This window comes from Mucilaginibacter auburnensis (assembly GCF_002797815.1).
Lineage (GTDB): Bacteria > Bacteroidota > Bacteroidia > Sphingobacteriales > Sphingobacteriaceae > Mucilaginibacter > Mucilaginibacter auburnensis.
Genome location: NZ_PGFJ01000002.1, coordinates 969,886 through 982,776 on the forward strand (window position 1 = coordinate 969,886; position 12,891 = coordinate 982,776).

Annotated in this window: 12 protein-coding genes; 9 read left to right on the forward strand and 3 right to left on the reverse strand. The window is 43.2% G+C overall.

Annotated elements, in window-relative coordinates:
• Positions 1–15: 15 nt before the first annotated feature.
• Together secA and CLV57_RS14995 are read right to left on the reverse strand one after the other, a co-directional pair.
• Positions 16–3,324 (reverse strand): preprotein translocase subunit SecA, encoded by a 3,309-nt coding sequence (secA, locus tag CLV57_RS14990; protein ID WP_100342194.1) that lies wholly within the window; start codon positions 3,322–3,324, stop codon positions 16–18.
• Positions 3,325–3,480: 156 nt separating this feature from the next.
• Complete coding sequence (locus CLV57_RS14995; RefSeq protein WP_100342195.1) at positions 3,481–4,023, reverse strand: hypothetical protein; 543 nt, start codon at positions 4,021–4,023, stop codon at positions 3,481–3,483.
• A 91-nt stretch (positions 4,024–4,114) separates the two neighbouring features.
• On the opposite strand from CLV57_RS14995, the gene purD reads away from it, so the two are divergent.
• The 3 genes from purD (at position 4,115) to CLV57_RS15010 (ending at position 6,504) form a co-directional block, all read left to right on the forward strand.
• Positions 4,115–5,392, forward strand: coding sequence for a phosphoribosylamine--glycine ligase (purD, locus tag CLV57_RS15000; protein WP_100342196.1), 1,278 nt, complete (start codon positions 4,115–4,117; stop codon positions 5,390–5,392).
• Between the two features lie 81 nt (positions 5,393–5,473).
• Positions 5,474–5,746 carry a hypothetical protein gene (locus tag CLV57_RS15005; protein ID WP_100342197.1) on the forward strand — a complete coding sequence of 91 codons (273 nt, stop codon included), beginning with the start codon at positions 5,474–5,476 and terminating at the stop codon, positions 5,744–5,746.
• Positions 5,743–6,504, forward strand: coding sequence for an MBL fold metallo-hydrolase (locus tag CLV57_RS15010; protein WP_100342198.1), 762 nt, complete (start codon positions 5,743–5,745; stop codon positions 6,502–6,504). Before CLV57_RS15005 ends, CLV57_RS15010 begins: the two co-directional genes overlap by 4 nt.
• Here the strand turns inward: CLV57_RS15010 and bla are convergent.
• Positions 6,497–7,393, reverse strand: a complete 897-nt coding sequence (bla, locus tag CLV57_RS15015) for a class A beta-lactamase (protein ID WP_100342199.1) — start codon at positions 7,391–7,393, stop codon at positions 6,497–6,499. The two genes, CLV57_RS15010 and bla, sit on opposite strands and share 8 nt — an antisense overlap.
• Positions 7,394–7,504: 111 nt before the next feature.
• On the opposite strand from bla, the gene CLV57_RS15020 reads away from it, so the two are divergent.
• The 6 genes from CLV57_RS15020 (at position 7,505) to CLV57_RS15045 (ending at position 12,883) form a co-directional block, all read left to right on the forward strand.
• Complete coding sequence (locus tag CLV57_RS15020; protein ID WP_100342200.1) at positions 7,505–8,422, forward strand: DUF72 domain-containing protein; 918 nt, start codon at positions 7,505–7,507, stop codon at positions 8,420–8,422.
• Between the two features lie 19 nt (positions 8,423–8,441).
• Positions 8,442–9,506 carry a M20 family metallo-hydrolase gene (locus CLV57_RS15025; RefSeq protein WP_100342201.1) on the forward strand — a complete coding sequence of 355 codons (1,065 nt, stop codon included), beginning with the start codon at positions 8,442–8,444 and terminating at the stop codon, positions 9,504–9,506.
• Between the two features lie 328 nt (positions 9,507–9,834).
• The gene (gene argH / locus CLV57_RS15030; RefSeq protein ID WP_100342202.1) at positions 9,835–11,169 is read left to right on the forward strand and encodes an argininosuccinate lyase; all 1,335 of its coding nucleotides are present in this window, start codon (positions 9,835–9,837) and stop codon (positions 11,167–11,169) included.
• 68 nt (positions 11,170–11,237) lie between these two features.
• Complete coding sequence (locus tag CLV57_RS15035; protein WP_100342203.1) at positions 11,238–11,438, forward strand: YwbE family protein; 201 nt, start codon at positions 11,238–11,240, stop codon at positions 11,436–11,438.
• Positions 11,439–11,520: 82 nt separating this feature from the next.
• Positions 11,521–12,198, forward strand: a complete 678-nt coding sequence (locus tag CLV57_RS15040; protein WP_100342204.1) for a DUF1345 domain-containing protein — start codon at positions 11,521–11,523, stop codon at positions 12,196–12,198.
• 91 nt (positions 12,199–12,289) lie between these two features.
• Entirely contained in the window at positions 12,290–12,883 is a 594-nt protein-coding gene (locus CLV57_RS15045; RefSeq protein ID WP_100342205.1) for a hypothetical protein, read from the forward strand.
• Positions 12,884–12,891: the final 8 nt, after the last annotated feature.

Sequence of the window (12,891 nt, forward strand, 5' to 3'; positions counted from 1 at the left end):
TGACAAGTTTTTAGTTTAAACCATTCCTACGCCGTGGCAGTTTTTATATTTTTTACCGCTACCGCAAGGACAAGGATCGTTTCTGCCTATTTTTTGCTCAACCCTTACCGGCGATGCTTTTTGTGGCTCGCGCAGTTCTTCAGGCAAACCTCCGTCGCCCTCTCCTACCAATTCAGGTTTTGAAGTACGCATCTGGCGCATATCGGTTTTTGGTTCCGGTTTCGCTTCCTGCACTTGTTCAGGTGCTTGTTGCGATACGATACCACCTCTGAAAAGGAAACTAACGATCTCTTTATTTACGTTAGCCAGCATCTGTCGGAACAACTCGAACGCTTCAAACTTGTAAACCAATAAAGGGTCCTTTTGTTCGTAAACAGCGTTCTGTACAGATTGCTTTAACTCGTCCATTTCGCGCAGGTGCTCTTTCCAGGCATCGTCTATCAGGAACAGGGTAACATTCTTTTCGAATGATTTTACCACTTCCATACCCTCATTATCAACAGCCTTTTTAAGTGGAACTGCTACCTGTATACCATGAACACCATCAGTAAACGGAACAATGATGTTCTCGATATACTCGCCACGCGTTGCGTAAACATCTTTCAACACAGGGTAAGCCTGTTGCGCAATAGCTTCTGATTTACGTTTGTAAAAATCGGTAACTTCTTCAAATATCCTGTCAACCAGTTTTGGGGCAGATGTACCAGCAAAGTCATCCTGACTTAAATCAGTATCTACAGAGAATAGACGGATCAGCTCCAGTTTAAATCCTTCGTAGTTGTTTTGCTCTTTGTATTCGGTAACAACATCTTCCACTACATCAAACACAGTGTTATTCAAGTCAACGTCAAGGCGCTCACCAAACAAAGCGTTTTTACGTTTGGTATAAACTACCGTACGTTGCGAGTTCATTACGTCGTCATACTCTAACAAACGTTTACGTATGCCGAAGTTATTCTCTTCTACTTTTTTCTGAGCACGTTCTATAGAGTTAGAGATCATGGAGTGCTGAATTACTTCGCCCTCTTCAATACCCATACGTACCATCAGGTTAGAGATACGCTCTGAACCGAATAGACGCATCAGGTTATCTTCTAACGATACAAAGAATTGTGATGAACCCGGATCACCCTGACGACCTGCACGACCACGCAACTGGCGGTCAACACGACGGCTCTCGTGGCGCTCGGTACCTATAATGGCTAAACCTCCGGCTTCTTTAACACCTTCTCCCAGTTTAATATCCGTACCACGGCCTGCCATGTTGGTAGCAATAGTTACGGTACCGGTTTTACCTGCTTCGGCTACAATGTCAGCCTCCTTTTGGTGCATCTTGGCGTTCAGTACGTTGTGTTTTATACCACGTAGCTTAAGCATACGGCTCAGCAATTCTGATATCTCAACAGATGTTGTACCCACTAACACGGGTCTGCCTGCTGCAGTTAATTTCACAATCTCATCAGCAACAGCATTATATTTTTCACGAACGGTACGATATACCAGGTCCTGCATATCCTGACGACTGGTTGGCGTGTTGGTTGGTATCTCTACCACATCCAGTTTGTAGATCTGCCAGAACTCACCTGCTTCAGTAACTGCAGTACCCGTCATGCCACAAAGCTTGTGGTACATCCTGAAATAGTTTTGCAGGGTGATGGTTGCAAATGTTTGGGTAGCATCTTCTACCTTAACATTCTCCTTAGCCTCAATTGCCTGGTGCAAACCATCAGAATAACGACGACCATCCAATACACGACCGGTTTGCTCATCAACTATCTTAACTTTACCTTCGTCTAAAATGTACTCGGTATCTTTTTCAAATAAAGTGTAAGCCTTTAACAACTGGTTTACCGAGTGAATACGTTCAGATTTAATAGAGAAATCGCGCATTAAAGCATCTTTAGTTGCCAGTTTATCTTCGGCAGACATGTTAGATTTTTCAATCTCCGCTATCTCGGTACCTACATCAGGCATCACAAAGAAGTTAGGGTCTTCGCCCGATGCCGTGATCAGCTCGATACCTTTTTCAGTCAATTCAACCTGGTTATTTTTTTCGTCGATAACAAAGAAAAGCTCAGCATCAGCCTTAGGCATTTCTTTGTTCTGATCTTGCATGTAATAGCCTTCGGTTTTCTGCAATAAGCTGCGGTTAGCGCCTTCGCTTAAAAACTTAATTAAGGCTTTGTTTTTAGGTAGACCACGGTGCGCACGCAATAAAGCTAAGCCACCATCATCAACGCCGGTTTTTCCTTCGGCAATGGCTTTCTTAGCTTCATTCAATACGCCGGTAACATAATTACGCTGCGCATTAACCAAACGCTCAATGCGTGGTTTTAATTCATAAAACTCATGCTCATCGCCACGAGGTACCGGGCCTGATATAATTAAAGGTGTACGGGCATCATCAATTAAAACCGAGTCAACCTCATCCACCATTGCGTAATGCAGTTTGCGTTGCACCAGCTCTTCAGGGCTGCGTGTCATATTGTCACGCAGGTAATCAAAACCAAACTCGTTATTAGTACCGAAAGTAATATCAGCTAAATAAGCTTTACGGCGTGATTCTCCGTTAGGCTCGTGTTTATCAATACAATCAACAGATAAACCGTGGAACTCATATAACGGCCCCATCCACTCCGAGTCACGACGTGCCAGATAGTCATTCACCGTTACAATATGCACACCCTGACTGGCCAAAGCATTGAGGTAAGCGGGCAAAGTGGCCACCAGGGTTTTACCTTCACCCGTAGCCATCTCAGATATTTTACCCTGGTGCAATACCACACCACCTATCAGCTGTACATCATAATGTACCATGTTCCAGGTAACTTCATTACCTGCAGCCAGCCATTTATTATGGTGAATAGCTTTATCGCCTTTTATAACAACGTTTTGCTTACGAGCGGCTAATTCGCGGTCAAAATCGGTAGCGGTAACTTCCAGGGTATCGTTTTCTTTGAGCCTGCGGGCGGTTTCTTTAACCACTGCAAAAGCTTGCGGAAGTATATCCATCAGGATAACTTCCAGTTCTTTATCCCTGTCTTTCTGCAACTTATCCAGCTGCGTATATAACTCAACTTTCTCGCTTACTTCCAGATCAAGGTTCTCTTCGGTGCGGGCTTTAATCTCAGCTATTTCAGCATCAATTTTAGCCAGCCCTTCTTTAATGGTCTCTTTAAAATATATGGTTTTGGCTCTCAGCTCATCATGGCTCAACTGATCCATTTTAGCATACTCAGCCTTTATTTTTTCTATAATGGGTGTAATAGCTTTTACGTCCCGTTCTGATTTGCTTCCGAAAAGCTTACTAATAAAGTTTAACATATTATGTGGTTAATGCGCCAGCTAACTCAATAACTGCGCCATTGTAATTTTAAAGTCAATATGGCAGGCAAAGGTAGCGTTTTGAGGTTAAAGGTGAAAGGCTATTTAAGGTGAAAGGTAAAAGGCCTTGACCTAGAGAACCCAACTGAAACAACATTAACATTCATCTTTTTTATCATCATTCTCATCATCATCGTCGTCACTTTCGTCATCATCCAGATCTTCAAAAAATTTATCGTCGAAAGCCTCTTCATCAAACATTAACTCTTCCAGTACTTCCTGCTCCGGAGTACTGGTGTCAAAACGGATAGCCCAGTTATCAGGTATATCATGCTTTTTATCAAAGCTGCGTATCCACTCCACAAACTCCAGCCTGAATTCTTCTACCTTATCACGCATCAGGTCAACATAGTCTTCCTCGTTCAGGTCAAACATGGCCGTACAGATTACCGCGTTCAGCATGTCATGTACTGCAATTTTGACCACCACGGCATTCTGCATCCTTAAAGAGTATAGTCCTCCTCCTTCGGCACCGGCAATTTTAACACCAATGAGCATAGCATTGCTTAATATTTCGTTAGCGAAGTGTTCTTTCTCCTTGCTGTCTTTAATCGCTTCCACAATTACCTCGGCAAGTTCCAATATTTCTTCAGCCTTTTTAAATACCGGTAGTTTTCTGTATTTATCTAATCTGCTCATTTAAATGGCAACAAGGTTACATAAAAAACAACGTTAAAATAGCCTATTTATTTGTTCGGCCTACACATTTAAAATCTTTTATCTTTGCCGCATGAATATCCTTATTATCGGTTCGGGCGGCCGCGAAAGCGCTTTCGCCTGGAAATTAAGCCAAAGCCAACAATGCAGCCAAATTTTTATTGCTCCCGGCAACGCCGGCACCGGGCAATACGGAACCAATGTAAATATTGCCGTTACAGATTTTGAAGGCATTAAGCAGTTTGCATTAGCCAATGCTGTTGATATGGTTTTGGTTGGCCCTGAGGAACCCTTGGTAAAAGGCATTCATGACTTCTTTTTGGCCGATGAGCAGGTTAAACACATCCCGGTTATCGGGCCGCAGGCTGAGGGAGCGCAATTAGAAGGAAGTAAAGATTTTTCAAAACAGTTCATGTCTCGTCATAACATTCCGGCGGCGGCATCACAAACTTTTACGCAGGAAACCTTACAGGAAGGCTTAGCATTTGTAGCTACTATTGGCTTGCCTGTGGTTTTAAAAGCCGACGGCCTTGCCGCAGGTAAAGGTGTTTTAATATGTACCACTGTTGAAGAGGCTCAGTTAGAACTGGTTGAAATGCTTAGCAATGCCAAATTTGGCGCGGCCAGCAGCAAGGTTGTGGTTGAGCAGTTTTTGCGTGGCATTGAACTTTCTGTTTTTGTATTGACCGATGGCGATAATTATAAAATTTTACCATCTGCCAAAGATTATAAGCGTATAGGCGAAGGTGATACGGGTTTAAATACAGGCGGCATGGGTTCTATCTCCCCTGTTCCGTTTGCTGATGAGACCTTTATTAAAAAGGTGGAGGACCGCGTTATCATCCCTACTATTGAGGGGTTGAAAAAGGATGGCATCCCTTACAAAGGCTTTATTTTTATAGGCCTGATGAACTGCGACGGCGACCCGTACATGATTGAGTACAACTGCCGTATGGGCGACCCGGAAACGGAAAGCGTTATGCTACGTATTGAAACCGACTTGGTGGAGTTGCTACAAGGCGTGGCCGATGGCAATCTGAATGAAAAAGAACTTTCGATATCTGATAAGGTTGCCGTTACTGTAGTTTGCGTAGCGGGTGGTTACCCTGGCGAATATTTGAAGAACAAAGTAATATCAGGCATTGAGAATGTGCGCGGTTCGCAGGTGTTTCATGCCGGTACTTCTTTTAATGCCGATGGCGAAGTTATTACCACAGGTGGACGCGTGTTGGCTATTACTACCTTGCAGGACAACTTGTTTAACGCCCTGCAACAAGCTACGGCAGATGCCAGCAGGATTTATTATGATGGTGTTTATTTCAGAAAAGATATTGGGTTTGATTTAATTTAGAGCAATATTGGCTTAGCAAAAGATACCTGTGGGATTTTCCGGCTTAACGGACTTCCCGACTAAAATAATATATTTGAAATAATGCTAACGCTAACCACCCACACCCTTGAAAAAATGGAGCTATTGCTTAAAACAGCGGGTTATAAAGTGCGTTATGAAAAAGGGAACTTTAAAACAGGTGCCTGCCTGCTGCAAAACAGCAAAATAATTGTGATTAACCGCTTCTCAAATCTGGAGAGCAAAGTACTGGCGCTTGCTGAATTACTGCGTGAACTGGAAATTGATCATGCCGTGTTAGATGACAAACAAATAGCTTTTTTGCAGCAACTTAAACAAACCAAACTGGAACTGTGACAATAACTTTTTTAGGAACCGGAACATCGCAGGGCGTACCTGTAATTGCATGTGACTGCGAGGTTTGCACCTCAACCGACAGTCACGACAAGCGGTTGCGCAGTTCTATTCTGGTTGAAAGCGATACCACAACGGTTGTTATTGATTCGGGACCCGACTTTAGGTACCAGATGTTGCGCGCGAATGTGCAAAAACTGGATGGCCTGGTTTTTACCCACGAACATAAGGACCACGTTGCAGGCATGGATGACATACGCGCCTTCAATTTTAAGCAACAGGCGCCTATGAATATTTATGCTGATACCCGCGTGCAGGCTACCATAGTACGTGAGTTTCCGTATGTTTTTGCTGAACATAAATATCCGGGCATTCCGCAGGTAAATTTAAACACTATAGCCGACGCGCCTTTTAACGTAGGCGACATTACCTTCACCCCTATTGAGGTAATGCACTATAGGCTACCCATACTGGGTTTCCGGATAAACGACTTTACCTATATAACCGACGCGAAGACGATATCTGACAGTGAAAAAGAAAAACTGAAAGGCACTAAAACACTGGTATTGAACGCCCTGCAAAAACAGGCGCACATATCACACTTTACCTTTCAGGAAGCCATTGATTTTGCTCTGGAGATTGGCGCCCAACAAACTTACTTTACCCACATTAGTCACCGTTTGGGCAAACACGCCGATGTAAGCACCGAATTGCCACCCGGCATACAATTGGCTTACGACGGTTTAAAGCTGACTATTTAGCTTTTTGCGGCTTAGTAAAATTAGCATCCCAAAGAGCTTTTGTAATACGGGCTATTACGCTTTCCCTTGTATCCAGATCAGCAGTTGAGTTTCCTATAAAAATAGCTATAGCCAGATGCTGACCGTTAGGCAGGGTAATAATCCCAACATCATTTGTAGCTGCAGTAACGCCTTCGGCATTAGTATTTGACCGACCTGTTTTATGAGCCACAACGGTACCTTGAGGCAATAAGCCTTTTATTTGTTTAGGGCCTGTAGTTGTTTGCAGCATCTTTTTTATCAATGTGTCGGTGTTGGCTTTATCCAATGCCTTGCCCTGATAAAAAACATCCAGCAACTGCACCATAGCAGCGGGCTTGCACCAGTTGGTATACTGCACTTCCCATGCAGCACTCATATCCAACTCAGATGCGTCTACAACAATACCTTTAACCCGCAAGCGGCGCAGGTTGTCCATTACAGGTTTTACGCCGCCAATTTTGTCCAACAAAATATCGCAGGCATTATTATCACTGTAACTCACCATGTAGGTAAGTAATTCACTTAAAGGAATATTAACTCCCTTGGGATATTTTTCAAACAGCGGTCCGTTTTTGTGGTGCATATCACGGTCGCTTATTTTAAAGGTTTGATCAAGGCTGAATTTCCCGCGTTCAACTTCATGCAAAACGGCCAACGCTATCGGGAACTTCATAACGCTTTGCATTACCATTTGCCCTTCGCCATGGTAAGAAACGGAATCGCGCGTTTCTAAATTCAAAGCTGTGAACGAAACTATGCCTTTAGCATCCCTTGCTATATCAGTTATTTGCTGTTGTATGTTTGACTGTGCCTTTGCAGAAAAAGCCAGAAAACCCAGCAGCACAGCAGTTATGTATTTGTTTAACATGACATTATGATTTAATTGTCTAAAGGGTAAAACGCAGCTACTAAAATAATATTATACGCGGTATGGTATGCTGTAAAAGTATTAACTTGCCATTAAAAATCGCGACAGATTATGGAATTTGGCCGGATAAATCCTGAAGAGTTAGACAATGTAGATTTCACACTTCCTCCTGATGCCGAACTCACCAATACAACACTTGCCGCTGCAAAAAGTTCTGCCCCTTTACAGGTACGTGTGGGTTGCGCCAAGTGGGGACGAAAGGAATGGGTAGGAAAAATTTATCCGCCTAAAACAAAGGATGCCAATTTTTTAGACGAATACGTTAAACACTTTGACTGTATAGAGTTGAATGCCACCTTTTATAACGTTTACCCGGCGGCAACTATCAGCAAATGGAAGGAGAAAGTAGACAGTAATCCTGATTTTAAATTTTGCCCCAAGTTTTCGCAAAGCATAAGTCACATACGCAGGCTGAAAAATGCGGAAGAAATTACTACGCAATTTTATGATGGCATAATGGCCTTTGGTGATAAGCTTGGACCATTGTTTTTGCAGCTGAGCGATAACTTTACACCAAAAAGTTTCCCTGAGTTAAAAGCTTACCTGGAGCACCTACCTAAGGATGTACCCATATTTGTAGAGCTGCGCCACAAAGAATGGTTTGCCAACAACGAGGTACGCAATAATGCTTTTAAATTATTCCAGGAGTTGGGCATTGGCGCGGTTATTACAGACGCCAGCGGCAGGCGGGATTGTGTACACATGACTTTACCTACCCCACACGCCTTTATCCGCTTTGTGGGTAATAGTTTGCACCGAAGCGACTACCAGCGCGTTGACGATTGGGTGGAGCGCATAAAACAATGGCGGGATAAAGGTTTGCAGTCGGTTTGGTTTTTTATGCACCAGCATGATGAGCGCTACTCGCCCGAACTGGCTGATTACGTTTCGGAACAACTGAATACTAAACTCGGGCTGGCATTACCACGGCCTAATTTTTTAGATAGAGATAAAGGACTTTTTGATTAAGCCCTTGCATTTATATTTTATGAAAGACATTAACACCCTCTATCGTGAAGCGGTAGCACTTCTTCAAAAACTAATAGCCACCCCATCTTTAAGCAAGGAAGAAAATGTTACTGCCGATATTATTGAAGGCTTTTTAAAGAGCAAAGGCGTTACTACTCACCGTAAAATAAACAATGTTTGGGCGCGTAACAAACATTTTGATGAAGCAAAGCCAACCATATTACTTAACTCGCACCATGATACGGTTAAACCCAACACCGGTTATACCCGTGATCCATTCGATGCCAGGATTGAAGACGGCAAGCTGTTCGGCTTGGGTAGCAATGATGCCGGAGGGTGCCTGGTATCGTTAATAGCTACTTTTTTGTATTTCTATGATCGTGAAGATCTGAAATATAATTTCTGCCTGGCAGCAACTGCCGAAGAAGAAATTTCGGGATTAAACGGCATTGAGCTGGTTGTGCCTGATCTTGGTCAACTGGAATTTGGCATAGTAGGCGAACCTACCTTAATGCAGTTAGCCGTTGCCGAGCGTGGCTTAATGGTATTGGATTGCGTTGCCCATGGCAAAGCCGGCCATGCTGCACGTGAGGAAGGCGAGAATGCCATCTACAACGCCATGAAAGATATTGAATGGTTCCGCACCTTCCGTTTTCCAAAAGAGTCGGATGTGTTTGGGCCTATTAAAATGTCGGTAACAGTTATTAATGCAGGCTCACAGCACAACGTTGTTCCGGCAAGCTGCAACTTTGTGGTGGATATAAGGGTTACTGATGCTTACCGTAATGAGGAAGTGCTTGACATAATAAGGCAGCATGTAAAATGTGATGTTAAGGCACGGTCTACCCGTTTAAAACCATCATCTATCAACAGGAAACACCCTATTGTGCAAGCTGGTATCAGTTTGGGCAGAACCACATACGGATCACCCACCACATCAGACCAGGCTTTGCTGGATATTGAAACATTAAAAATTGGCCCCGGCGATTCGGCCCGTTCGCATATGGCCGACGAGTTTATTTATGTGGAGGAAATAAAGGACGGGATTGAGTTGTATGTGGCGATGTTGGAGAAAATTGTGTGATTGTCTGAACTAAGATTTTTAAGATTAAAACTATTTTAGGACTTGTTAAGTTAATGATAGGCACTATTATGGCAACTTAACATCTTAAACCTACAGATAAAGATTTCGCAAAGAAACTTGTCGCCGCTTTAGACGTCGGTCTTCAACCAATGACAGAAAAGGCTGCAGTAAACAACGAAAGCCTTGTTATTGGTTTTAAAGATGGTTCAGCGGCTACCGTTCCTGCCAAAGAACTCTTAAAAAATCTTTCAAAATAACTCAACGGTATTCTGCCGTTCCGTTGCTAATCCGTCCGTTCCATCATCAAAATATTTCACATATTTGCAGCATGACTAAGCTGTGGCAAAAAGATATTGATGTTAATTCGTTGGTAGAAAACTTTACCGTTGGGCGCGATACCGAGTTTGACGCGCAAATGGCTGCGTTTGACGTATTGGGCTCATTGGCGCATACCAAAATGTTGAAGAGCATTGGCCTGATGAGTGGCGAAGACCTTGAACTGGTTCAGCGCGAACTTAAAAACATTTATGCCGATATAGAAAAAGGCAACTTTACCATTGAGCCGGGTGTGGAGGATGTGCATTCGCAGGTGGAGATGCTGCTTACCCAACGTATTGGCGAAGCCGGAAAGAAAATTCACAGCGGCCGTTCACGTAACGACCAGGTTTTGGTTGATCTGAAACTATTTTTCAGACATGAACTGCAACAGGTAGTTGCAGAAACCGACAATCTTTTCAGAGAACTCATCTCGCTGAGCGAAAAACATAAAAATGTTTTATTACCGGGTTATACGCACCTGCAAGTGGCTATGCCATCGTCATTTGGTTTATGGTTTGGCGCTTATGCCGAGAGCCTTACTGATGATCTGGAAATGGTATTGGCCGCTTATAAAATAACTAACAAAAACCCCTTGGGTTCTGCTGCTGGTTATGGCTCATCGTTCCCGCTGAACAGGACCATGACCACCGAGTTACTTGGTTTTGACAGCCTGAACTACAACGTAGTTTACGCGCAAATGGGTCGCGGCAAAACTGAACGTATTATTGCACAAGCCATATCATCCATCGCCGCCACTTTGGCTAAAATGGCCATGGACCAGACTTTATACCTGAGTCAGAATTTTGCATTTGTAAGCTACCCGGATACATTGACCACGGGCAGCAGCATTATGCCACATAAAAAGAACCCTGATGTTTGGGAAATTATGCGCGGCAAGTGTAACCGTTTGCAAGCTTTGCCTAATGATGTTGCCATGATGACCACCAACCTGCCATCGGGCTATCACCGTGAGTTGCAATTGTTAAAAGAATTACTTTTCCCTGCTTTTGCTGAGTTAAAAAGCTGCCTGCAAATGGCCACCTTTATGCTGCAAAACATTACGGTAAATACTGACATATTAAACGACCCTAAATACGCGTACCTTTTCAGCGTGGAAGAGGTTAACCGCATGGTACTGAACGGCACACCTTTCCGCGATGCATATAAAAAGATAGGTATGGCCATTGAACAAGGCGAGTTCAATCCGTCTAAAACAGTAATACATACCCACGAAGGCAGCATTGGCAATTTGAACAATGAGCGCATTATTGCCGCTATGGAAACACTGGTTAACAGCTTTAATTTTGATAAAGTAACCTGGGCGGTAGCGCGGTTAGTAAAGTAAGGTTAGAGACTGGTGATTAGACCAATATTCACTAATCTCTGATCACTGATTAACTAATCAACTAAATTATGAACGGACAAAACAGAAGCGACATATACCCGGGTCTGGAGGTAGATATCATCCTGAAAAAGGACCAGCGCAGCGGCACGTTAACGCGTGGCATTGTAGACAAACTACTTACCAGCGCAGCCTATCATTCGCGTGGCATTAAAGTGCGTTTGGAAGACGGACAAGTTGGCCGTGTGGCTTTTATTGTTGAGGAAGAGTAGTACCTTTAGTTAATAGGTGATGGTTGATGGTTCATAGCACTAAACGACTGAACAAATATCATGAAACTATGATCAACAAACTATGAACCATAAAGAATCAGATCGTCAAATATTTTTCAAGGTGGATGCTCATTACCGCTTTTTGATAGCGTTGGTGGCGTCGGCAGGCGGCTTCTTTTTAGTTCATTCGGACGAAACCTTACCAGAAGGCATCCTGATGGCCTGGATCTGCTTCGCTTTTATGGTGATTATTTTAGACTGGATCATCATTTTCACCTCGCACCCTATGGAAGTGCGCAGAATTGCCAAACTGCAGGATTCCAGTCGCTCCTTTCTTTTTCTGTTTACTATTGTTTCAGCGGTAATGAGTTTGGCCGCTATCGTTTTTCTTTTGCTATCGGCTAAGGGCCATACGGGTAGTGGCGTTGCCTTTCCGGTGGTTTTGGCTATGGCTTCGGTATTGGTATCATGGTGGCTGGTGCATACCTTGTTCACTTTGCGCTACGCTCATTTATATTACGAGCCCGAGCGTACCAAAAAACCTGCCGGTGGTTTAGAGTTTCCCGGCGATTTGAAAGAGCCCGATTATCTTGACTTTGTATACTTCTCCTTTGTTATCGGCATGACCTTTCAGGTATCAGATGTGGAAATATCCTCCCGCCGCATCAGGCGACTGGCTCTTATACACGCGTTAATTTCCTTTGCGTTTAATACGGCTATTGTTGCGTTGAGTATTAATATTATTTCGGGCTTGGTGTAGCGAAGTGCACTCCTTTTTAACAGGCCGCTACTCAGGTTTCATATCATGTAAAACTTAATTACACCGAATTGGTTTAATTTATATTTATAGGATGGAGAATTATCGGCAAATCAATCAACTTTTAAACGACTCTTCATTTTTTTATACCATTAGTATAGGTATTGATAGCATGTATTGTTACGTAAGCAAAAATTACGACAACAACTTCAAACTCAATCATGGTACATTACTCGGTAAACATTTCAGCGTTACGCTTCATCCTGAAGATGTGGCGATATGTGAAACCCTGGGAGCTAAATGTTTCTCTGAACCCGGCAAACTTATACCTGCTACCTTACGCAAACATGACGGAAAAGGAGGATTTGTTACCACCCAATGGGAAATGCAAGCCTATTTTGATGACAATGGACAACCTGCCGGCATATTTTGTATTGGTTACAATATTTCAGAATTTGTTTCAACGCAGAACCAATTAGATTCGGCACATACTCAACTTGACACTATAGGCTTCATACAATCGCATATGGTACGTAAGCCGCTGGCAAACATTATAGGCCTTTCAGATTTAATTAGCGAGCATACAAATGACAACGCCGTTACTCAACTCTGCCAAATGCTCAAACAGTCCTCCGAAGAATTAGATAGCATTATCAAAAACATATCTAAAGAGGCTACCAGACAATAATTAAGGCT

Excerpts from the sequence above, each read along its gene's own strand:
- secA (WP_100342194.1), bottom strand. The coding sequence starts at position 3,324 with ATGTTAAACTTTATTAGTAAGCTTTTCGGAAGCAAATCAGAACGGGAC.
- CLV57_RS14995 (WP_100342195.1), bottom strand. The coding sequence starts at position 4,023 with ATGAGCAGATTAGATAAATACAGAAAACTACCGGTATTTAAAAAGGCT.
- purD (WP_100342196.1), top strand. The coding sequence starts at position 4,115 with ATGAATATCCTTATTATCGGTTCGGGCGGCCGCGAAAGCGCTTTCGCC.
- CLV57_RS15005 (WP_100342197.1), top strand. The coding sequence starts at position 5,474 with ATGCTAACGCTAACCACCCACACCCTTGAAAAAATGGAGCTATTGCTT.
- bla (WP_100342199.1), bottom strand. The coding sequence starts at position 7,393 with ATGTTAAACAAATACATAACTGCTGTGCTGCTGGGTTTTCTGGCTTTT.
- CLV57_RS15020 (WP_100342200.1), top strand. The coding sequence starts at position 7,505 with ATGGAATTTGGCCGGATAAATCCTGAAGAGTTAGACAATGTAGATTTC.
- CLV57_RS15025 (WP_100342201.1), top strand. The coding sequence starts at position 8,442 with ATGAAAGACATTAACACCCTCTATCGTGAAGCGGTAGCACTTCTTCAA.
- argH (WP_100342202.1), top strand. The coding sequence starts at position 9,835 with ATGACTAAGCTGTGGCAAAAAGATATTGATGTTAATTCGTTGGTAGAA.
- CLV57_RS15035 (WP_100342203.1), top strand. The coding sequence starts at position 11,238 with ATGAACGGACAAAACAGAAGCGACATATACCCGGGTCTGGAGGTAGAT.
- CLV57_RS15040 (WP_100342204.1), top strand. The coding sequence starts at position 11,521 with ATGAACCATAAAGAATCAGATCGTCAAATATTTTTCAAGGTGGATGCT.
- CLV57_RS15045 (WP_100342205.1), top strand. The coding sequence starts at position 12,290 with ATGGAGAATTATCGGCAAATCAATCAACTTTTAAACGACTCTTCATTT.